This is a genomic window from Candidatus Pantoea soli, assembly GCF_007833795.1.
In the GTDB taxonomy this organism is placed as follows: Bacteria; Pseudomonadota; Gammaproteobacteria; order Enterobacterales; family Enterobacteriaceae; genus Pantoea; species Pantoea soli.
Map to the genome: position 1 here is coordinate 1,233,579 of NZ_CP032702.1, position 21,673 is coordinate 1,255,251.

At 62.4% G+C, this 21,673-nt stretch carries 20 protein-coding genes; 12 read left to right on the forward strand and 8 right to left on the reverse strand.

Features of this window, described 5'->3' with window-relative positions; genetic code table 11:
• The first annotated feature begins 7 nt into the window (after window positions 1-7).
• From idi to D8B20_RS05735, 5 genes are all read left to right on the forward strand, one after another.
• Window positions 8-541, forward strand: coding sequence for an isopentenyl-diphosphate Delta-isomerase (idi, locus tag D8B20_RS05715; protein WP_145887938.1), 534 nt, complete (start codon window positions 8-10; stop codon window positions 539-541).
• A gap of 306 nt (window positions 542-847) precedes the next feature.
• A complete protein-coding gene (osmF, locus tag D8B20_RS05720) occupies window positions 848-1,756 on the forward strand; it encodes a glycine betaine ABC transporter substrate-binding protein OsmF (RefSeq protein WP_145887939.1) in 909 nt (302 codons plus the stop codon).
• A 3-nt stretch (window positions 1,757-1,759) separates the two neighbouring features.
• Complete coding sequence (locus D8B20_RS05725) at window positions 1,760-2,926, forward strand: ABC transporter permease (protein WP_145887941.1); 1,167 nt, start codon at window positions 1,760-1,762, stop codon at window positions 2,924-2,926.
• On the forward strand, window positions 2,919-3,854 hold the full coding sequence (locus tag D8B20_RS05730) for an ABC transporter ATP-binding protein (protein ID WP_145887943.1): 936 nt from the start codon (window positions 2,919-2,921) through the stop codon (window positions 3,852-3,854). Before D8B20_RS05725 ends, D8B20_RS05730 begins: the two co-directional genes overlap by 8 nt.
• The gene (locus D8B20_RS05735) at window positions 3,854-4,585 is read left to right on the forward strand and encodes an ABC transporter permease (protein ID WP_145887945.1); all 732 of its coding nucleotides are present in this window, start codon (window positions 3,854-3,856) and stop codon (window positions 4,583-4,585) included. The genes D8B20_RS05730 and D8B20_RS05735 overlap by 1 nt, the downstream gene beginning before the upstream one ends.
• On the opposite strand, the gene D8B20_RS22110 is transcribed toward D8B20_RS05735, so the two are convergent.
• A complete protein-coding gene (locus D8B20_RS22110; protein ID WP_021508455.1) occupies window positions 4,566-4,673 on the reverse strand; it encodes a YohO family small membrane protein in 108 nt (35 codons plus the stop codon). The two genes, D8B20_RS05735 and D8B20_RS22110, sit on opposite strands and share 20 nt — an antisense overlap.
• 78 nt (window positions 4,674-4,751) lie before the next feature.
• Entirely contained in the window at window positions 4,752-5,486 is a 735-nt protein-coding gene (locus tag D8B20_RS05740) for a MerR family transcriptional regulator (RefSeq protein WP_145890421.1), read from the reverse strand.
• A gap of 152 nt (window positions 5,487-5,638) precedes the next feature.
• Here D8B20_RS05740 and D8B20_RS05745 point away from each other — a divergent pair, with 152 nt between their 5' ends.
• Entirely contained in the window at window positions 5,639-6,202 is a 564-nt protein-coding gene (locus D8B20_RS05745; RefSeq protein WP_145887947.1) for a helix-turn-helix domain-containing protein, read from the forward strand.
• Entirely contained in the window at window positions 6,199-6,717 is a 519-nt protein-coding gene (locus D8B20_RS05750) for a GNAT family N-acetyltransferase (protein ID WP_145887950.1), read from the forward strand. Before D8B20_RS05745 ends, D8B20_RS05750 begins: the two co-directional genes overlap by 4 nt.
• 61 nt (window positions 6,718-6,778) lie before the next feature.
• On the opposite strand, the gene D8B20_RS05755 is transcribed toward D8B20_RS05750, so the two are convergent.
• The gene (locus D8B20_RS05755) at window positions 6,779-7,864 is read right to left on the reverse strand and encodes an iron-containing alcohol dehydrogenase family protein (RefSeq protein ID WP_145887952.1); all 1,086 of its coding nucleotides are present in this window, start codon (window positions 7,862-7,864) and stop codon (window positions 6,779-6,781) included.
• Between the two features lie 228 nt (window positions 7,865-8,092).
• On the opposite strand from D8B20_RS05755, the gene dinG reads away from it, so the two are divergent.
• Both dinG and ybiB read left to right on the forward strand, forming a co-directional pair.
• Window positions 8,093-10,228, forward strand: coding sequence for an ATP-dependent DNA helicase DinG (gene dinG, locus D8B20_RS05760; RefSeq protein WP_145890423.1), 2,136 nt, complete (start codon window positions 8,093-8,095; stop codon window positions 10,226-10,228).
• A gap of 70 nt (window positions 10,229-10,298) precedes the next feature.
• Complete coding sequence (ybiB, locus tag D8B20_RS05765) at window positions 10,299-11,267, forward strand: DNA-binding protein YbiB (RefSeq protein ID WP_145887954.1); 969 nt, start codon at window positions 10,299-10,301, stop codon at window positions 11,265-11,267.
• A 582-nt stretch (window positions 11,268-11,849) separates the two neighbouring features.
• On the opposite strand, the gene D8B20_RS05770 is transcribed toward ybiB, so the two are convergent.
• From D8B20_RS05770 to hutH, 3 genes are all read right to left on the reverse strand, one after another.
• The gene (locus tag D8B20_RS05770) at window positions 11,850-13,019 is read right to left on the reverse strand and encodes a M20 aminoacylase family protein (RefSeq protein ID WP_145887956.1); all 1,170 of its coding nucleotides are present in this window, start codon (window positions 13,017-13,019) and stop codon (window positions 11,850-11,852) included.
• A 183-nt stretch (window positions 13,020-13,202) separates the two neighbouring features.
• Window positions 13,203-14,888 carry a urocanate hydratase gene (gene hutU, locus D8B20_RS05775; protein ID WP_145890425.1) on the reverse strand — a complete coding sequence of 562 codons (1,686 nt, stop codon included), beginning with the start codon at window positions 14,886-14,888 and terminating at the stop codon, window positions 13,203-13,205.
• Between the two features lie 11 nt (window positions 14,889-14,899).
• Window positions 14,900-16,453 (reverse strand): histidine ammonia-lyase, encoded by a 1,554-nt coding sequence (gene hutH / locus D8B20_RS05780; protein WP_145887958.1) that lies wholly within the window; start codon window positions 16,451-16,453, stop codon window positions 14,900-14,902.
• A 319-nt stretch (window positions 16,454-16,772) separates the two neighbouring features.
• On the opposite strand from hutH, the gene hutC reads away from it, so the two are divergent.
• Window positions 16,773-17,528 (forward strand): histidine utilization transcriptional repressor HutC, encoded by a 756-nt coding sequence (hutC, locus tag D8B20_RS05785; protein ID WP_145887960.1) that lies wholly within the window; start codon window positions 16,773-16,775, stop codon window positions 17,526-17,528.
• Here the strand turns inward: hutC and D8B20_RS05790 are convergent.
• Window positions 17,512-18,051, reverse strand: a complete 540-nt coding sequence (locus tag D8B20_RS05790) for a HutD/Ves family protein (protein ID WP_145887962.1) — start codon at window positions 18,049-18,051, stop codon at window positions 17,512-17,514. The two genes, hutC and D8B20_RS05790, sit on opposite strands and share 17 nt — an antisense overlap.
• Window positions 18,048-19,403: a formimidoylglutamate deiminase gene (locus tag D8B20_RS05795; RefSeq protein WP_145887964.1), complete on the reverse strand. Its 1,356-nt coding sequence runs from the start codon at window positions 19,401-19,403 to the stop codon at window positions 18,048-18,050. Before D8B20_RS05795 ends, D8B20_RS05790 begins: the two co-directional genes overlap by 4 nt.
• 82 nt (window positions 19,404-19,485) lie before the next feature.
• Between D8B20_RS05795 and hutI the strand changes: the two genes are divergently transcribed.
• Complete coding sequence (hutI, locus tag D8B20_RS05800) at window positions 19,486-20,703, forward strand: imidazolonepropionase (RefSeq protein ID WP_145887966.1); 1,218 nt, start codon at window positions 19,486-19,488, stop codon at window positions 20,701-20,703.
• The gene (hutG, locus tag D8B20_RS05805) at window positions 20,700-21,491 is read left to right on the forward strand and encodes an N-formylglutamate deformylase (protein WP_145887968.1); all 792 of its coding nucleotides are present in this window, start codon (window positions 20,700-20,702) and stop codon (window positions 21,489-21,491) included. Before hutI ends, hutG begins: the two co-directional genes overlap by 4 nt.
• Window positions 21,492-21,673 lie beyond the last annotated feature (182 nt).

Consider the following 21,673-nt stretch of genomic DNA (forward strand, 5'->3'; position numbering starts at 1 on the left):
AGTTGTCATGCCCGCCATTGAAGTTATTCTCGTTGACCACCTCGATCGTCCCACCGGCAAAATGGAAAAGCTGGAAGTGCATGAGAAAGGATTACTGCATCGCGCGGTGACGGTTTACGTGTTCAATTCGCGTCATGAACTGCTGCTGCAGCGCCGCGCCAGCGGCAAATACCACTGTGGCGGTTTATGGAGCAACACCTGCTGCAGCCATCCTTATCCGCAGGAGCCCACGCGCGATGCCGCCGAACGCCGGCTGCGTGAAGAGATGGGGCTGGAGCTGGCGCTGACCCCGGTGTTTGAGCTGAGCTACAATCTGCCGCTCAGCAATGGCCTGATAGAGCATGAATATGGCCACGTGTTTTTCGCCATCAGTGATGAACCGCCGTGCCTCAATCCGGAAGAGGCCGACGACTGGTGCTACTGCTCGCTTGCGCAGATTGAACAGGAGATGCAGGCGAATCCGGCGAAATTTACGCCGTGGTTTTTACATACCTTTCCGCGCATCCCCCATACGCTGGGCGACTTCCGCCTGACTGCCTGAATTAGACGCCTCATGCCGGGGCGTTTTTTATCCGCCTGTTTCTGCGCCATTACCTGACGGCTGCCCGTTAGCCTCACCGCGTTGACGTTCAGGCCGCGCCGCTGAAATGTGATAAGCGGCAGGCCAGCGCAGCACGCGCCCCTGCAGCCATCACCCGACCAGAGCATTATCTCTTCAGCCAAAGGGACGGATAAAGCGGACCGGGTTAGCATAAAAACGCGAAGTTCGCCGCCTGGCCGTGTCTGTCCGGTTCTGCCAGGCTACGCTTGATTATCACTGAATGAAAATAACGCTGAGGATAGCGAGATGATAAAGCAGGGCATAGTGGGACTGGTTGCGCTGGCATTAAGTGCGGGCGCGGTGCAGGCAGCGGACGCGGTGAAGGTCGGGTCAAAAATTGATACCGAAGGGTCGCTACTCGGCAACATTATTCTGCAGGTGCTGGATAAACACGGTGTGAAAACCGTGAACAAAATTCAGCTGGGCACCACCCAAGTGGTACGCGGAGCCATCACCGCCGGTGAGCTGGATATCTATCCCGAATACACCGGCAACGGTGCCTTTTTCTTTAACGATGAAAAAGATGCAGCGTGGAAAAATGCCCGGCAGGGCTACGAAAAGGTAAAGCAGCTCGACGCGGATAAAAATCAGCTGGTGTGGCTGACGCCCGCGCCGGCCAATAACACCTGGACCATTGCGGTACGCGGTGACCTGGCGCAACAGAATAAGCTGACCTCACTCGACGATCTCAGCGCCTATCTGAAGAAAGGCGGCACCTTTAAGCTGGCGGCCTCGGCGGAGTTTATTGAACGCAGCGATGCGCTGCCGGCGTTTGAAAAAGCCTATGGCTTTAAACTGCAGCAGTCACAGCTGCTGTCGCTGGCCGGCGGAGACACCGCCGTCACCATTAAAGCCGCAGCGCAGCAGACTTCCGGCGTGAATGCCGCGATGGCGTATGGCACTGACGGTCCGGTGGCCGCGCTGGGCCTGCAAACCCTGACCGATCCCAAAGGCGTACAGCCGATCTACGCACCGGCGCCGGTGATCCGCGCCAGCGTGCTGAAACAGTATCCGGAGATCGCCAGCTGGCTGCAGCCGGTGTTCAGCAAACTGGATGAAAAAACCCTGCAACAGCTGAATGCGCAGATTGCCGTTGACGGTCAGGATGCCAGCCAGGTGGCACAGCAGTGGCTGCAGCAGAATAAGTTGCTGTAAGCGGTGCTGTCGCTGTTACGCCGACCGTGCCAGCAGCCGGTGCTGCTGGTACTGACGCTGCTGACCACGCTGGCGCTGTTTGCGCTGCCGCTGCTGAGCTATGCTGCCAACCGGCTGGTGTCCGGTCAGCCGCTCCGGCTCGGGCAGGTGACACATGCACAGTGGCTGCTGCTGCCGCTGCTGGGCGTATGGCTGGGGGCAGTCGGGCAAGCCACCCGCTGGCGCAGCGTGACGACGCTGCTGGCGGCGCAGGCGCTGTTTGTGCTGCTGATCTGGCTGGGCGGCGCCCACGCGACGCAACTGGCCGGCAGTGGTCATCCGCTGGCGCGCACGGCGTTTGGCAGCGGACTGTGGTGTGCGGCTGCGCTCTCGCTGCTGCTGGCGGCGGAAGCCAGTCGTCAGCTCGCCCGCAGCACGCCGTGGCGCATCCTGCTTAACCTGCAAATCTGGCTGCTGCCGCTGATCATGCTGCTGAGTGGCCATCTTGATCACCTGTCGTTACTGAAAGAGTACGCCAATCGCCGGGCGGTGTTTAATGCGGCCTTCAGTCAGCACCTGCTGCTGCTGGGCGGTACGCTGCTGCCGGCGTTGCTGACTGGCGTCCCGCTCGGCCTGCTGCTTACCCGCCAGCCGCGCTGGCAGCACGCAGTCTTCAGCGTACTCAACCTGATCCAGACGGTGCCCTCAGTGGCGCTGTTTGGTCTGCTGATTGCGCCGCTCGCCGGGCTGGTGGCGCACTTTCCGGTGCTGGGCCGCTGGGGCATCAGCGGAATTGGCCTGGCGCCGGCGCTGATTGCCCTGGTGCTGTATGCCCTGCTGCCGCTGGTGCGCAGCGTGGTGGCCGGACTGCAACAGGTGCCGCAGGAGGTGCGCGAAACCGCCCGCGGCATGGGCATGAGCGGCTGGCAGCAGTTCTGGCAGGCAGAGCTGCCGCTGGCGCTGCCGGTGTGGCTCGCCGGGCTGCGTGTGGTGGTGGTGCAAACCGTGGGGCTGGCGGTGGTTGCCGCGCTGATTGGCGCAGGCGGCTTCGGCGCTATTTTATTTCAGGGATTGCTGAGCAGCGCGCTGGATCTGGTGCTGCTGGGCGTAATGCCGGTGGTGGCGCTGGCGGTTCTGTCTGATGCACTGCTGCGCCTGCTGTCGGCGCTGCTGGAGAGAAAGCATGATTGAATTTCACCAGGTGAGCAAAACCTTCGCCGGCAAAGCGGCGATCAGCAACCTGTCACTGCACATTGCCCGGGGCAGCTTCACGGTGCTGATTGGTACCTCGGGCTCCGGTAAATCCACCACGCTGAAGATGATCAACCGGCTGGTGGAGCATGATAGCGGTGAAATCCGCTTTGCCGGTGAGCCGATTGAACAGATGAATGCGCGCGCGCTGCGCCGTCGTATCGGCTATGCAATTCAGTCTATCGGGCTGTTCCCGCACTGGAACGTGGCGAAAAACATCGCCACCGTGCCTGCCCTGCTGGGCTGGCCGCAGGCAAAAATCACCGCGCGCGTTACCGAGCTGCTGGCGCTGCTGAATCTCGACAGCCAGCTGGCGACGCGCTATCCGCATCAGCTTTCCGGCGGGCAGCAACAGCGCGTCGGCGTGGCGCGTGCGCTGGCGGCGGATCCGGAACTGCTGCTGATGGATGAGCCCTTTGGCGCGCTGGATCCGGTCAACCGCCAGGCGCTGCAGCAGGAGATGCTGCGCATTCAGACGCTCTCCGGACGGACCGTGGTCCTGGTGACGCACGACATTGACGAAGCTTTAACGCTGGCTGACCAGCTGGTGCTGATGGATGGCGGACAGATCGTGCAGCAGGGAAGGCCCATCGATTTGCTGACGCAGCCGGTGAATGATTTTGCGCGGGCGTTTTTTGGCCGCAGCGAACTTGGCGTGCGGCTGCTGGCGCTGGGCCGGGCCGGCAGTGCGGCGCGGCGTGGCGAGTGGCTGGCGGGTGAACCTATTGCGGCATCGCTCACGCTGCGCGAAGCGCTGTCGCAGTTTATCGCCCGGCGTACCGACCGGCTGCCGGTGGTCGATCAGCAGCAGCAACCGCTGGGCGTGCTGCATTTCAGTGACCTGCTGCGCCAGCAGGAGGCGGGCTGATGCAGAGACTGCGCGATCCGCTGTTCTGGCTGCTGGCTCTGTTTCTGCTGCTGTTGTGGGGGCTGCCGCACAGTGCGCCGCTGTTTGCCCGCTGGTTTCCGCAGCTGGAGCGGCCGCTGTATCAGCAGGAGAGCTTCTGGCAGCTGGCGCTGGCACATCTCTCGCTGGTGCTGAGCGGCAGTGCGCTGGCGCTGCTGGCCGGCGTGGGCTGTGCCGTATTTGCAACACGCCGGCAGGGCCGGGCTTTTCGTCCGCTGCTGGAGACGCTGGCGGCGGCCGGACAAACCTTTCCGCCGGTGGCGGTGCTGGCTATTGCGGTACCGGTGATGGGATTCGGCGCGGCGCCGGCCATTATGGCGCTGTTTCTCTATGGCCTGCTGCCGATTCTGCAGGGGACGCTGGCAGGCATTGATAGCGTGCCCGCCAGTAACCGTGAAATTGCCGTGGGGCTGGGCATGGGGCCGTGGCAGCGGCTATGGCAGGTTGAGCTGGCGCTGGCTGCGCCGGTGATCATGGCAGGGGTCAGAACCTCCGTGATGATCAATATCGGAACCGCGACCATCGCCTCTACGGTGGGCGCAGAGAGCCTTGGCTCGCCGGTGATCATTGGTCTGAGCGGCTTTAACACCGCTTATGTGATTCAGGGCGCGCTGCTGGTGGCGCTGCTGGCGCTGATCTGTGACCGCGTGCTGGAGCGCATCCAGCGCTGGCTTAGTGGGTATGCAGAATGAGGCTGTAGCCCACCAGCATCATGCCGCCCATGCCGCCAATGGCCATGATCGCGAACAGCGTGCCGATAAGGATTTTATTCCAGTTCATAGGGAAACCTGAGACAAGTTATGAAGTGCGGCATGATAACGCGCACAAACGGCAAGGCAAAGGCCGCATGTGCGATTTTCAGGCCGTTTCGTGCAGCTGAATGGAGAAACCCTGCGCCTGCCAGTGCTCAAACTGCTCCAGCTGACGCCGCGTCGGCTTTTTGCCGGTCCAGATAAACAGATGCTGACCGGGAAACAGCTCCGGCCGTGGCATATCCAGCGGTTCCGCCAGCACGTCAATGCGCCAGCCGTGCTGCGCCAGACGCCAGGCTTCCAGCCAGATGCGGGTGCGATCTTCCACGCCCCATGCAATCAGCAGCGCGTCTTTACCGGCTTTTTTGCGCGCGCCGGTGAGACAAAAAGCGACATAATCAATCAGTGCGCCATCCAGCAGGCTGCACATTGTGCGGGCGGTGTTTTGATCGAGCCCGAGACGCTGGCGTACCGGCACAAAGATGTGGTCGATCAGGGCGTCTACCGGATGTTCCCGGCCCATGGTCGCAATTTTACTGCGCAGTTTGGCGGGCCGCACGTGGCGCAGCACGCTCATCAGTTCTTCCTGCAGCGCCGTCCAGCCGTCGTGCACGTTAACTGTTTCACCTTCCAGTAACGCTTTCACTTTACCGACAGGCACGCCGCTCTCTATCCAGCGTTTTATCTCTTCTATGCGCTGAACATCTTCATCATCAAATTGTCGATGACCACCCTCAGTGCGCTGTGGCTTCAGCAGACCGTAGCGTCGCTGCCAGGCGCGCAGTGTAACCGGGTTGATTCCACAGCGCTCGGCAACATCACCGATACTGTATAAGGCCATATCGTCCTCAAAAATTCTGACCTGCATTACAACACCTTAACCGCCAGAGTTTGCTTGTACAATGATTATTTTATTGTACAACTTGACCCGGCGCCTGTTTTCAGGCTTTATCTCTTTTATGAGATTTATTTCCCATAAATGAGAGGCGGCAGATGTCTGTGTTAAATACCGAAGATCGGCTCGCGGCACGGCTGGCAGAACTGCGCGTGCAGCGCGGCTGGTCGCTGGATGAACTGGCCATGGCGACCGGCATCAGTCGGGCTTCATTGTCGCGCATTGAGCGCGCCGAGACCAGCCCTACGGCAGCGTTACTTAATCGCCTGTGCGTGGCTTATGGTCTGACCATGTCCCGGCTGCTCAGCGAAGTGGAGGATGAAACCGCGCTGCTGCTGACGCCCGACCAGCAGCCGGTCTGGCAGGATGCGCTCAGCGGTTTCCGGCGTCGCACCGTGTCGCCGCCCGCCAGCCATTTCAAAGCGGAACTGATTGAAGGCGAACTGCGGCCGGGCGCACGCATTGATTACGACGCGCCGCCGGTGCAGGGGCTGGAGCAGCACATCTGGCTGCAGTCCGGCGCGCTGACCGTTACCATGGACGCGCAGCGCTGGACCCTGCAGGCGGGCGACTGCCTGCGCTTTCACCTTACCGGTCGCTCGGCGTTTGCCGCAGATGCGGAAGCCGGGGCGCGCTACATGCTGGTGGTGTGCAAACCATGACCGACATCATGCTACTGAGCGCCAGCGAGGCGCAGCAACAGATTGCCGCCCTGAGCGATGTGCTGCAGGCCTGCGTTGCGGACGGAGCCAGCGTAGGGTTTATCGACGCTGCGGATCGCCAGACGATAGAGCAGTTCTGGCATTCCCGACTCAGCGCGCTGCGCAGCGGTGACCAGCAGCTGCTGGTGGCCCGCCAGGCAGAGCAGCTTGTCGCCACCGTGATGGTGGGCTACAGCGCGATGCCGAATGGCCGCCACCGCGCGGAGATCAGCAAGTTGCTGGTGCATCCCGCTGCGCGCCGGCAGGGCATTGCGCGGCGTCTGATGCAGCAGGCTGAAGCGCTGGCCGCGCAGCAGGGCAAAACGCTGCTGGTGCTGGACACGCGCAGCGGCGATGTCGCCACCGATCTCTATCTGTCGCTGGGCTGGACCATCGCCGGGTCGATTCCGCACTACGCCGGGTCGGTACAGGGTGAACTGGAAGCCACCACCCTGATGTACAAGCGGGCAGAGTAACGGACCGGCCGGCAAGGCGATCGGCATGGCACGGCCGCGCGGGCAGGCCGGCAACGCGGTGCTACAGCCGCAGCGCCAGCGCATCAACCCGCTGCATGGCGGCCAGCAGCCGGGCTTCGCTGACCGCTTCCGCCATATTTTGCATGTCCGGTGCCTGTACGGCTTCGTGCACAATCCGCGCCCGCTCGGCGTCACTGAGCGGTGCAATATGTGCCAGCGTCAGCGGAATGCCGCAGTCGCGCGCCAGGCGCATCTCTGTCAGCAGTTCCGCCTCGCTGCGACCTTCCAGCGCCAGCAGGCAGAGGTTGCCGTATCCCACCAGCAGGCCGTGGCCGAATTCGCGCGTTTTATCGCAAAAAGTGAAGCCTTCATACAGCGCATGGGACGCCGCTGCGTGGGCACCCTGGCTCAGTAGCGAGGTTAGTCCCGCCCAGGTAAAAATCGCATCCAGCACCTGGTCCAGCGCTGCTGTCTGGCTGCCCTGCTGTACGGCAGCCCAGGCGGCCGGTCCGTGCCGGGCAATGATTTCATAGCAAATCTGGCTGTGCGCCAGCGAGGCGCGCGCGTTGCCGCTCTCTGCCGGATGCCGCACGCTGACCGCGCGAAATTCATACCATTTCGCCAGCGTATCGCCCAGCCCGGCGGCCAGCCAGCGCGGCGGCGCGGCAGCCAGCAGCGCACTGTCGATGATCACCGCCGCCGGTGCCTGCGGCAGCGGAAAGATATCGGCGAAATTGCCCCGATCGTCGTAGCGAATGCTGAGCGGTGTCACGGCAGCGCAGGTGGCCGCGATGGTCGGCAGGGTGATCACCGGCAGGCCACATTGCGCGCCCACCGCTTTGACCGTATCCAGCGCTTTTCCGCCGCCTGCGCCAATCAGCACATCAGCCTGCGCGGTCTGCACCAGCGCCGCCAGCCGGTCAATGTGGGTCACGGAGGTTTCACCGCCAAACCACAGGCTCTCCGCCAGCGTCACCTGTGCCGCCTGCAGCTGCGCTCGCACCGGCTGTTCCACCGCCTGTAACGCACGCTGTCCGCCGATTAATAACGCACGCTGGCCCAGGCTGGCGCAGACCGTACCCAGCTCGTTCATGACGCCCGCACCGCGCAGTACGCGGGCCGGGAACAGCAGATTTTGTCGGGACATGCTTTCTCCTCCGAAAGTGGGATGGCCTATCATCGCTAAAACCGCGGGCGGGGAACATCGCTGGCTGCAAATAATCCCGACGCCGTTTTGTATGCGTTACTGCCGGGCGCGTCGCGCAGGCGGACGCGGCGTGAAAGGCGGAAGCCGGCGCGAAAAAATGGCAGTGAAAGCTGACGCTGCGACAATACTGTGTAAAAATACAGGCCGGTTCAGCAAACAGTAATGATTATGGCCCTGACAGCAGCGATAAAAAGCCAGATTGCGCAATGGTATAAGGCGCTGCAGCAGCAGGTTCCTGACTTTATTCCGCGCGCCCCGCAGCGCCAGATGATCGCCGAAGTGGCGAAAAGTCTGGCCGGGGATGAAGGTCGCCATCTGGCGATTGAAGCGCCCACCGGCGTGGGTAAAACCTTGTCCTATCTCATTCCCGGCATCGCCGTCAGCCGGGCAGAAGAGAAACGTTTAGTGATCAGCACCGCCAACGTGGCGCTGCAGGATCAGATCTTCAGCAAAGATCTGCCGCTGCTGAAAAAAATTATCCCTGACCTGACCTTTACGGCGGCGTTCGGCCGCGGCCGTTATGTCTGTCCGCGCAATCTTGCTGCCCTGGCCGCCAGCGACGATCAGCAGGGCGATCTGCTGTTCTATCTGGATGAAGAGGCGGTGACCGGCTCAAAAGAGGAGCAGGCGTTTTGCGCACGGCTGGAAAAGGATCTCAGCAGCTATAAATGGGATGGTTTACGCGATCACAGTGAGCACGCTATCGAAGACAGCCTGTGGCGGCGTCTGTCAACCGACAAAGCGAATTGCCTGGCGCATCACTGCCGCTGGTATCGTGAGTGCCCGTTTTTTGTGGCCCGTCGGGAAATCGAGCAGGCCGATGTGGTCGTGGCCAACCACGCGCTGGTGATGGCCGCCATGGAAAATGAATCGGTGCTGCCGCCGGCGAAACAGCTGATGCTGGTGCTGGATGAAGGCCATCATCTGCCGGAAGTGGCGCGCGATGCGCTGGAGATGAGCGCGGAAATTACCCCGGGCTGGAGCAGCCTGCAGCTGGATCTGTTCGTGCGGCTGGTGGAGACAATTATGGCCCAGTTCCGGCCAAAATCGCCACCGCCCCTTACGCATCCCGAGCGGCTGAAAGGCCACTGCGACGAAATGCGCGAACTGCTGCAAACCCTGTGCAACGCGCTTAATCCCTTGCTGCCGCCGGATAATCAGCCCGGTGAGTTTCGCTTTGTGCTGGGGGAGCTGCCGGAGGCGCTGCTGACGCTGTGCGCCCGGCTGTTTAAGCTAAGCGATGCGCTGCGTGGCCTGAGCGAAGGGCTGCTGAATGAGCTGGGCGAGCAGACCGGCAAAGCCGATATCATGCGGCTGCATAAAGCGATTCTGCAGCTTAATCGCCAGTTTGGCTGGTTTGAGTCCATCAGCAAGCTGTGGCGGCTGGCCGCGATGGAGAAAGCCTCCGGCGCGCCGGTTTCAAAATGGGTGACGCGGGAAATCCGTGAGGGCCAGGCGCATCTGCTGTTTCACTGCGCCGGCATCCGCGTCAGCGATCAGCTGGAAAAGCTGCTGTGGCGCAAAATTCCGCACGTGGTGGTCACTTCGGCCACGCTGCGCTCGCTGAACAGTTTTAACCGCCTGCAGGAGATGTCGGGCCTGAATGAAAAAGCGGGTGACCGTTTTGTGGCACTGGATTCGCCGTTTAACCATGTTGAGCAGGGCAGGCTGGTGATTCCACAGATGCGCTATGAACCGCTGATGAGCCACGAAGCCGAGCACATTGCTGAAATGGCGCGCTTCTTCCGCCAGCAAGTGGCGGAAGCAAAGCATAAAGGCGTGCTGGTGCTGTTTGCCAGTGGCCGTGCCATGCAGCAGTTTGTCAGCCTGCTGCCTGACCTGCGGCTGTCGATGCTGGTGCAGGGCGATCAGCCGCGCTCCCGGCTGGTGACGCTGCACCGTCAGCGCGTCACGGCCGGCAGCACCAGTATTCTGGTCGGGCTGCAATCCTTCGCGGAAGGGCTGGATTTAAAAGGCGATCTGCTGTCGCAGGTGCACATCCATAAAATTGCTTTTCCGCCGGTGGACAGTCCGGTAATTTTGACCGAGGGTGAGTGGCTGAAAAGCCTGAAACGTTACCCGTTTGAGGTGCAGAGTTTACCCAGTGCGTCGTTTACGCTGATTCAGCAGGTCGGGCGTCTGATTCGCAGCCATCACTGCTTTGGTGAAATTGTGATTTACGATCGCCGCCTGCTGAGCAAAGCCTACGGCAGTCGCCTGCTGGCTGCGCTGCCGGTGTTTCCGATTGAACAGCCGCCGGTGCCGGCAGCGGGCAAGTCAGCGAAGCGCAGCAAGAAATCCTGAGTATGCGGCACCAGCCGGTGCATTGATTGGGCAGCCGGATGCGCTGCCGCCTGGAAGCGGGAAGATCCTGATGGAACTGAACAATATTATTAAAGAGATTGGGCGCGGCAAAAATCATGCGCGCGATATCGATTTCGATACCGCCGCCGCCCTTTATGGCGCGATACTGGATGGCGCAGTGCCGGAGCTGGAGCTGGGTGGCATCCTGATTGCGCTGCGCATCAAGGGCGAGGGTGAGCAGGAGATGCTGGGCTTCTACCACGCCATGCAGCAGCGCATGCTGCAGCTGCAGCCGCCGGCGGGCCGGCCAATGCCGGTGGTGATCCCGAGCTATAACGGCGCACGTCGTCAGGGCAACCTGACCCCGCTGCTGGCGCTGCTGCTGGTGAAGCTGGGCCTGCCGGTGCTGATGCATGGCGTCAGCGACGATCCGACGCGTGTGACCTCGGAAGCGGTGCTGGCCGCGCTGGAGATTGCGCCGGTAACCAATGCGGAGCAGGCGCAGGCGGCGCTGAATGCCGGCCAGCTGGCATTTATGACCATTGATCACCTGTGCGCACCGATGGCGCAACAGCTGTCGCTGCGCTGGCGGATGGGCGTGCGTAACAGCGCACACACGCTGGCCAAGCTGGCCACGCCGTTTGCGCCACGCGCGGCGCTGCGACTGGCCAGCGTGTCACATCCGGAGTACGTGCCGCGCGTAGGCAAATTTTTCCAGGACATTGATGCACCGGCCATTCTGCTGAACGGCACCGAAGGCGAGGTTTACGCCAGTCCGCAGCGCTGTCCGGCGATCAATTATATTCGCGGCGCGGGGGCTGATCCTGAGGTGTGGGTGGCGCGTCAGCCGGAAGTGACGCTGGCCTTACCGGAGAGCAAAAGCGCCGGAGATACTGCGGCCTGGATCCGCCAGGTGCTGGCCGGTGAACGGGCGGTACCGCAGGCGCTGCGCCTGCAGCTGGCGTGCTGTCTGGTGGCAACCGGCGAAGCCACCAGCCTGGCCGCAGCTGACGCGCGGCTGCAGCAGGCCGGGATCTGAGCCGCGGCTAACCGGGCATCCTGCTGCGCGGCCTGGCCGGGACAGCGGGGGCGAACCGGGGAAGACACCGCAGCGCGGCGAAAAGGAAACAACGTGCTCCCGGCGGCAATCGCCCGCCGCAGGGGGGCTCTCCGCAGCAGCAATCGCCCGCTGCGGGGGATTCTCTTACCAGCAGCAATCGCCCGCCGCAGGGGGGGCTCTCCGCAGCAGCAATCGCCCGCTGCGGGGGATTCTCTCACCAGCAGCAATGGCTCGCCGCAGATGCTTCTCTCAACCGTGGCAATCGCTCGCCTTGGACGCTTCTCTCAATAGCGGCAATCGCCCGACGCGGGAGGTTCTCTCAACCGCGGCAATCGCGGGGTGCGGACGGTTCTCTCATCAGCGGCAATCTCGCGGTGCGGGGGATTCTCTTACCAGCAGCAATGGCTCGCTGCAGACACTTCTCTCAACCGCGGCAATCGCGCGGTGCGGGGAATTCTCTCACCAGCAGCAATAGCTCGCTGCAGATGCTTCTCTCAACCGTGGCAACCGCGCGGTGCGAACGGTTCTCTCATCAGCGGCCATCGCCCGGCCGGCCCTCCCTTAGCTGCGGCCTTCGCGCTGTGGCAGCACGCTTTCCACCAGTGTCTGCCAGAAGGAAATGCCGATGGGCAGCAGTGCGTCATTGAAATCATATTTTGCATTGTGCAGCGGCGCGGATGGCGTTGCGCCGTCGGCGCCCAGCCAGAAATAGGCACCGGGGCAGGCTTCCAGCATACAGGCAAAATCTTCGGAGGCCATCGAGGGGTTAACCTGCCAGTGCACCTGCTGCTCGCCCAGCATCTGCATCGCGGCGTCACGCACCCGGGCGGCCGGTGCCGCATGGTTGGCGGTAACCGGATAGCCGGGATACCAGTGAATTTCGCCGCTGACACCAAACGGACGCGGCAGGGTGGTGACAAAATCCTCAATCAGCCCGCGTACGCGGTCGCGGACGTCGGTTTTCAGACAGCGCACCGTGCCGCGCAACACGATCTGCTCCGGAATCACATTGATGGCCTCGCCACCGTGAATCTGCGTCACGCTCACCACCGCTGACGACAGCGGCGACAGGCGGCGTGAGGGAATGGTCTGCAGCGCCAGAATCAGCTCCGCCGCAACCACCATCGGGTCCGCGCCGCTCTCCGGCATAGCCGCATGACAGCTTTTACCGCAGAGGGTAATTTCAAAGGAATCCAGCGACGCCATCATGGTATCGGGATTGACCGCCAGCGTGCCCACCGGCAGGCCGGGCCAGTTATGCATCGCGTATACCGCATCCATCGGGAAGCGACTGAACAGCCCCTCTTCAACCATTTTGCGTGCGCCGCCCAGGTTCTCCTCGGCGGGCTGAAACAGAAAATGCACCGTGCCGCTGAAGCGGCGCGTCGCCGCCAGCTGACAGGCGGCGGCCAGCAGAATGGCGGTGTGACCGTCGTGACCGCAGCCATGCATTACGCCCGGCGTGGCGGATTTCCACGGCGCGTCGCCTTTCTCCGTAATCGGCAGCGCATCCATGTCAGCGCGCAGGCCAATCACCGGGCCAGGGCCGTTTTCCAGCGTACCGATCACGCCGGTGCCTGCAAGGCCGCGAAACACCTGCAGGCCAGCCTGCGTCAAAACCTCAGCGACCAGATCGCTGGTCTGCTGCTCCTGGTAACCCAGCTCGGGGTGTTGGTGTAAGTGATGACGCCAGGCAAGGGCGTTTTCCAGCAGGACAGCAGGCAGGCTCATAAATAACAGCTCCATCAGCAGCGGCAGCAAAGGGGCTGGCGCGGGAAGTTAAGTCTTCACTGTAGAGTGAAGCACCGGGAGCGTCTATCGCAGAACGGAATAATTTTGCTATAGGCTATAACCAAAAAGCATAGTAAACATGACAGCTGAATGACGGCATCCCTGCCGTCACGCGCGCCTCTTTTATTTCAGCATCGGCAGATTCAGGTCGTGCTGTCGGGCACAGGCCTGCGCCTGTTCATATCCGGCATCCGCATGACGCATGACCCCGGTCGCCGGGTCGTTCCACAACACGCGCGCCAGCCGCGCATCGGCCTCCGCCGTACCGTCGCAGACAATGACCACGCCGGAATGCTGCGAGAAGCCCATGCCCACGCCACCGCCGTGATGCAGGCTGACCCAGGTGGCACCGCCGGCGGTGTTCAGCAGCGCATTGAGCAGCGGCCAGTCAGACACCGCATCCGAGCCATCTTTCATCGCTTCCGTTTCACGGTTAGGGGAGGCAACAGAGCCGCAGTCCAGATGGTCACGACCGATGACCACCGGCGCTTTCAGCTCGCCGTTGCGCACCATTTCGTTGAAGGCCAGCGCCGCTTTATGCCGCTCGCCAAGACCCAGCCAGCAAATGCGTGCCGGCAGCCCCTGAAAGGCGATCCGCTCCTGCGCCATATCCAGCCAGCGGTGCAGATTTTTGTTATCCGGGAACAGCGCCTTGAGGCGGGCATCGGTTTTATAAATGTCTTCCGGATCGCCGGAGAGCGCCACCCAACGGAACGGCCCTTTGCCTTCGCAGAACAGCGGGCGGATGTAAGCCGGCACAAAGCCCGGGAAGTCAAAGGCGTTGCTGACCCCTTCATCCAGGGCCACCTGGCGAATGTTGTTGCCATAATCGACGGTCGGAACACCCATGTGATGGAAGTCGAGCATCGCCTGCACGTGAACCGCCATGGACGCCCGCGCGGCTTTCTCCACCGCTTTGGGATCGCTGACGCGACTGGCTTCCCAGCGTGTCACGTCCCAGCCAGCGGGCAGGTAGCCGTTGATGGGATCGTGCGCCGAGGTCTGATCGGTCACAATATCCGGCTTCATGCCGCCGGCGCGGGCGCGCTTCACCAGTTCCGGCACAATCTCCGCCGCATTGCCAAGCAGGCCGACCGAAATCGCCTGGCGCGCGCGCGTGGCGTTGTCGATCAGCGTCAGCGCTTCATCAAGGGTATAGGCTTTATGATCGAGATAGCGGGTGCGCAGACGGAAATCAATGCGTGACTCCTGGCACTCAATCGCCAGCACGCAGGCACCGGCCAGCACGCCCGCCAGCGGCTGCGCGCCGCCCATGCCGCCCAGTCCGGCGGTCAGGATCCAGCGGCCCGCGAGATCGCCCTGATAGTGCTGGCGGCCTGCTTCGGCAAAGGTTTCGTAGGTACCCTGCACGATGCCCTGGGCACCGATGTAAATCCACGAGCCGGCGGTCATCTGGCCGTACATCATCAGGCCGGCTTTATCCAGCGTGTGGAAGTGATCCCAGGTGGCCCAGTGCGGCACCAGGTTGGAGTTAGCCAGCAGCACGCGCGGCGCATCCGCATGGGTACGAAACACGCCCACCGGTTTACCGGACTGGATCAGCAGCGTCTCTTCCGGCTGCAGGGCCCGCAGCGAGCGGAGAATTTGTTCAAAGCACGCCTGGTTACGGGCTGCCTTGCCGATACCGCCATACACCACCAGATCTTCCGGCCGCTCTGCCACATCCGGGTCGAGGTTGTTCTGTATCATGCGGTAAGCCGCTTCTATCAGCCAGTTGGCGCAGTGCAGTTGGTTACCGCGCGGCGCGCGGATTTCGCGGGCGACAGCCTGAGTCAAAGTTTCGCTCATCATCGGGTCCTTTAATTTACAGTAGAACGCTGGCTTGGCAGCAGCGCGGTAAGGGTTTCAGGCCAGGCGTGACGGCTGGCCCACAGGCGCATGGACTCAATATCCGGCGCCAGTAAACGGTCATGGTCGAGGAACGCGACCTGCTGACGGATGCGCTGCATCTCCTGCTCAATGGCGGCTGAACTCTGCAGCGGACGATGAAAATCAATGCCCTGCGCTGCCGCCATGGCCTCAATGCCGACCACGGCTGCGGTGTTGAAGCACATATCGTGCAGGCGGCGCGCAGCGTATGTCGCCATAGAAACGTGATCTTCCTGATTCGCCGAGGTCGGCAGACTGTCGACGCTGCCGGGATGCGCCAGCGATTTGTTCTCCGAAGCCAGCGCCGCCGCGGTAACCTGCGCGATCATAAAGCCGGAGTTGACGCCGCCGTCGCGGACGAGGAAAGGCGGCAGGCCGGAGAGGCCGGCATCCAGCAGCAGCGCCAGGCGGCGTTCTGAAATGGCACCGATTTCGGCAATCGCCAGCGCGATAATGTCTGCGGCAAAGGCCACCGGCTCGGCGTGGAAGTTGCCGCCGGAGATGACATCGCCGCTGTCGCTGAACACCAGTGGATTATCAGAAGCGGCGTTGGCTTCAATCTGCAATACGCGCGCAGCGTGGCACAGGTTATCGAGACAGGCCCCCATAACCTGCGGCACGCAGCGGATAGAGTAGGGGTCCTGCACCCGTCCGCAGTGCGCGTGGGAGTGAAGAATGTGACTGCCTGCCAGCAGGGCGGAGACCGCCGCGGCGACGGCGATTTGTCCCGGCTGACCGCGCGCTTCGTGGATGCGCGCATCGTAGGGTTTTACCGAACCTTTAATCGCTTCCAGCGACAGCGCGCCGGCCATCAGTCCGGCAGCAAACAGGTTTTCCGCTTCAAACAGGCCGCGCAGCGCCAGGGCGGTAGAGACCTGGGTGCCGTTGAGCAGCGCCAGGCCCTCTTTCGGGCCCAGGACAATCGGCTGCAGCCCGGCGCGCGCCAGCCCTTCGACAGCCGGCAGCAGCTGGCCGTCGATGCGCACCTGGCCTTCACCCAGCAGCATCAGGGAAAGATGCGCCAGCGGCGCAAGGTCGCCCGAGGCCCCGACCGAGCCTTTGGCCGGAATGCAGGGCATGACGCCGGCGTTGAACAGCGCCAGCAGGGCGTCAATCAGCTCGCGGCGCACGCCAGAGTGGCCCCGCGCCAGGCTGATAATTTTGGTGGCCATAATCAGGCGGGTGACGTTATCCGGCAGCAGATCGCCCAGTCCGACGCTATGTGACAGTACCAGGTTACGCTGCAGTTCTGCCAGCCGCCCGGGGGGGATCTGCGTCTGGGCCAGTTTGCCGAAACCGGTATTGATGCCATATACCACGTTGCCTGACGCCACAATCGCCCCGATGGTTGCCTGGGCGCGATCAATGGCCTCACGCGCCTCCTCAGCCAGCTGCAGCGTGACCCGCTGCTGATAAAGGGTGCGCAAGGTCGCAAGGTCCACCTCACCCGGAACAAGGCGAATGTGCTCAACCGAACCTGACATAGTCTACTCCTGTCTATACAAGTAAGCTGGTGCGATCCGGTGCTGTTTGCCTGGCAATATCCGCCGCCGGATGACCATGGAATGCTGTGAGTGAAGCATAAGTGTCTAATCTTGTCTATACAAGTAGCAAGCGCTATGCCAGATTCGTCTCATTCTGTGAATTATGCCGCACTGCGGGCAGGCGGCGCATGCGCGGGCGCCGTAGCACCGAAACGGGGCGCGTGCTGCACTGTGACAGGGAAACGTGCACCATTGAATGTATATACATTTGCGCCCGGAGACAGTAAACTTTGGGCATAACTCGTAAAAGGAACAGGATATGGCGGAGCAAACGGCAATCGCACAGCTGGCGGCAGCGATGGGAGATGAACCCGCACCGATTTATCAGCGCGTTAAACAGGCCATTGTGAGCCAGATCCGCGAAGGTCACTGGAAAGCCAATCAGCGCGTGCCGTCTGAAAGCGAACTGGTGAATGAACTGGGCGTCAGCCGGATGACGATTAACCGCGCCCTGCGTGAACTGACCAGCGAAGGTTTTCTGGTGCGCATGCAGGGTGTGGGCACCTTTGTGGCGGAAATGAAGGGCTATACCGCGATGCTGGAAGTGCACAACATCGCTGATGAAATTGCCCAGCGCGGCCATACGCACAGCTGCAAAATCCTGTCGATCGGGCAGATGAAAGCTGACCCGGAGCAGGCGGCCGTGCTGGGGTTAACCACCGGCCAGACGCTGTATCACTCGCTGATCGTGCATTACGAAAACGATCTGCCGGTGCAGCTGGAAGATCGTCTGGTGAACCCGCTGGTGGCGCCGGATTATCTCAGCCAGGATTACCACAGCATGACGCCTTACACCTATCTGATGCGCGTGGCGCCGCTGACGGCGGGCGAGCATATTGTTGAGGCGGTGCTGCCGGATTTACGTCAGCGTAAACATCTGGCGCTGGATGAGCATGAACCCTGCCTGCTGATCCGCCGCCAGACGTGGAGCGACAATAAAATTGTCACCTATGCGCGCCTGCTTTATCCCGGCTCTCGCTATAAGCTGCTGGGTCGCTTCAGGGGACACGGCTGAGCGTCACCCACAGCAGGCTGGCGCCGGCACTCAGCGGCGTCAGCGCGGTCTCTTCCTCCAGCCACCACACTCCCTGCTGCGCCTGCAGCGGCGCGTCGTTGTCGCACTGCCACTCACCGGTCAGGACATAAGCGATGCCGTGCTGGCTGCGCACCCCGTGCGGCGTGACCGCCACCTGCGCGCGCCAGCAGTCGCGGCGCGTCATGATATTAAAATCCTCACAGCGTCCGCTGACCTGCGCCTCAATCGTCTCTTCTCCGGGAAAAGCCCACGGCTGATGCGGCAGCAGGCGCTGTGCCGTGTGGGCACCGCGCAGCGTTACCGGGGCGCCGTGCAGCAGGGTGATGACGCGATCCACGCCGGGGAAGGGGGAAAACGGACCATCGGCTTCGATGGTGGCAATGCTGGCACGCCAGGCGAAGCGGGATTCACCCGGTGGGTAGCTGATGATTTCCCGCGTGACGCCGCCTCCGTTGCGCCAGCGGCTGACCGGCAGCTGCGCATAGTTGAAACGCGTTCTCATCGCAGTGCCTGCATGGCGGCAGCAAAGCGTTCAGCGGCACGCGCTTCCGCCGCATGATGCCCGTCGTCAATCACCTGACGGCCGGCAACAAACACATCGCGTATCTGCGCGCGGTTGCCCGCGAACAGCCAGCGATTAAGCAGTGATTCCGCACTGACGCTGCGCAGAAACGCATCCTCTTCCAGGACCAGCCAGTCAGCGCGGTTGCCGACTGCCAGCGCGCCGCTGGCAATAGCACAGGCGCGGGCGCCGCCCTGAGCGGCCTGCTGCCACAGCAGATCGCCGACGGAGGGCTGCTGCGGCAGGGTGATGCGATTTCGCCGGCGATCGCGCAGCCGCTGTCCGTACTCCAGCCAGCGCAGCTCTTCCAGCGCACTGAGGGAAACGTGGCTGTCCGAGCCAATGCCCCAGCGTCCGCCCTGCGCCACATAGGCTGTCGCCGGAAAAATACCGTCGCCGAGATTGGCTTCGGTGGTCGGACACAAACCGGCAATCGCGCCGCTGGCCGCCATGCGCTGCACTTCCGCTTCCGTCAGATGGGTGGCATGAATCAGGCACCAGCGCCCATCAACGGCAAAACGGTCGAAAAGCCAGTTCACCGGGCGCTCACCGCTCCATGCCAGGCTGTCGCTGACCTCTTTTTCCTGCTCGGCAATATGGATATGCACCGGCAAGGCTGCTGCCGTCGCCGCCAGCACCTCGTGCATCTGCGCCTCGCTTACCGCGCGCAGTGAATGGAAACAGATCCCGTGATTCAGCAAGGGCCGATCGGCACACCAGCGCGCCACGCGCTGCTGCTGCGCCAGATAGGCATCAGTCTGCTGAATAAAACGGCGCTGGCCGTCGCTGGCAGGCCGGGCCCCGAATCCGCTGTAGCTGTACAGTACCGGCAGCAGCGTCTGCCCAATGCCGGCGGTATCCGCCGCTGCCATCAGCTGCTGCAGCATGGCATCGTCCGCATAGGCGTTGCCCTGCGGATCGTGATGCAGATAGTGGAATTCTGCCACCTGGCAGTAGCCGCCTTTCAGCATGTCGATATAAAGGTGCGTGGCAATATCGCCCACCTGTTCCGGTGACAGCTGCTGCACCATGCGGTACATCATCTCGCGCCAGGTCCAGAAGCTGTCCTGCGGATCGCCGGCCACTTCCGCCAGCCCGGCCATGGCGCGCTGAAACGCGTGCGAATGCAGATTCGCCATCGCCGGGATGACGGCACCCTGCAGGCGCACCGCCGCACCGGGTGCGCTGTCAGGCGTCAGGGCATGCAGATAACCGGCCGCATCGGTTTCCAGAGTGACATTATCGTGCCAGCCGTCAGCCAGCAGGGCGCGGGGTGCAAAAAAAGTGGCCATGGTTGATCCTCAATGGCAGAAAGTTGTATATACATATACATACTTTAACACGCAGTGTAAATCGCCAGACAAGGGGAGTGGGATGGCAGAAACAAAGCAGATCGACAGCCTGTGGCTGGGCGCTGATGTGGTCACCATGCGTGACGGGCACTACAACCTGATTGCCGACGGCGCGCTGGCGGTGCACCACGGCGAGCTGATTTGGGTCGGGCCACGCAGCGATATGCCCGATTTTACCGCGCGTCAGCAGCACCGGTTTGATGGCGGCATCATTACGCCGGGGCTGGTGGACTGCCACACGCATCTGGTGTTTGGCGGCGACCGCAGCCAGGAGTTTGAGCAGCGCCTGAATGGCGTCAGCTATGCGGATATTGCCGCTCAGGGCGGCGGTATTCTTGCCACCGTACGCGCTACGCGGGCTGCAACGCAGGCGCAGCTGGTCACCTCGGCGCGCTGGCGTCTGGCGCGTCTGCTGGCCGAGGGGGTCACCACCGTTGAGATCAAATCCGGCTACGGGCTGGATGAGCAAAGCGAACTGACCATGCTGCGTGCCATTCGGGAGCTGGCACAGAGCGTACCGGCAGACGTTAAGGCCACCTGTCTGGCGGCGCACGCCTTTCCGCCGGAATTTCGCGACAATCCGCAGGGCTGGATCGACATCCTTTGTCAGCGTCTGCTGCCGCAGGTGAAAGCCGCCGGCCTGGCGGATGCCGTGGATGCGTTCTGTGAACATCTGGCGTTTTCCCCGGCGCAGGTGCGCACGGTGTTTGACTGCGCCCGCGCGCTGGGCCTGCCGGTGAAACTGCACGCGGAGCAACTCTCGTCGCTGGGCGGCGCGACGCTGGCGGCAGAGTATGGCGCGCTCTCAGCCGATCATCTGGAGTATGCAACCGAACAGGATGTCCGGGCGATGGCGCAGAGCGGCACGGTTGCTGTGTTGCTGCCCGGTGCTTTCTATCTGCTGCGCGAAACGCAGCGGCCGCCGGTCAGCGTGTTTCGTCAGTATGGCGTGCCGATGGCGCTGGCCAGCGATGCCAATCCCGGCACGTCGCCGGCCCTGTCGCTGCGTCTGATGATGAACATGGGCTGTACGCTGTTTGGCATGACGCCGGAAGAGGCACTGGCGGGCGTTACCCTGTGGGGTGCGAAAGCGCTGGGCATGCAGGCGACACACGGCTCGCTTGAAGCAGGCAAAGTGGCAAATTTCGTACACTGGCCGCTGGCGCGCCCGGCAGAGCTGGTGTACTGGCTGGGCGGTGAACTGCCGTGCCAGGTTATCTACCGTGGAGAAGCGCAATGACACCTTTTCATTTTACCGCCGGTACGGTGCCGCTGCTGGTCAGCATCCCGCACGCCGGCACGCAGCTGACGCCGGAAGTAGAGGCCGGACTGAGCGACGCCGCACGCGGCCTGCCGGACACCGACTGGCATATTCCGCTGCTGTATGACTTTGTCCGCGATCTGGGCGCCAGTGTGCTGATTGGTCACTACTCGCGCTTCGTCATCGATCTCAACCGCCCGCCTGATAATCAGCCACTCTACACCACGGCCACCACCGGCCTGTATCCGGAAACGCTGTTTGACGGCACGCCCACCTTTGCCGCAGGGAAAACGCCTGCAGCGTCCGTGCGGCAGCGCTACCTGGAAACCCTGTGGCAGCCTTACCATCAGCAAATCCGCCAGGAGCTGGCGCGGCTGAAAGCGCAGCACGGCTATGCACTGCTGTTTGATGCACACTCGATTGCCTCAGTGATCCCCCGTTTGTTTGAGGGCCAGCTGCCGGACTTAAACATTGGCACCAATGACGGGACCAGCTGCTCTGCGGCCAGCATTGCCGCCATCGAAGCGGTGTGCCGTGCACAGTCGCGCTACAGCTGGGTAACCAACGGGCGCTTTAAAGGCGGCTATATCACACGCGCTTACGGCCAGCCAGAGCAGGGCGTACAGGCTATCCAGCTGGAACTGGCGCAGCGCCACTATATGGATGAATGCCCTCCTTTTGCCTGGCAGCAGGAGCGTGCTGCGCAGCTGCAACAGGTACTGAAACCGCTGCTGCAGGCCTATCTGCAGGCAGGAAAACCCGCCTGAATCAGGCGATCGCTGCGGCGATCGCCTCTCCACCTCTGGCTTGAAAGCGCGCGCTCTGTCTGTGTGCAGGGCTGCGCTAAAAAAGTGCAGTGCCTCCTTTCCCGATGCGATAACCCCCTGACAGGCCGGTCGTGACCACTCTGGCACACTGCTTGCTTAGTTGTATGTACAAGTAAAGACGG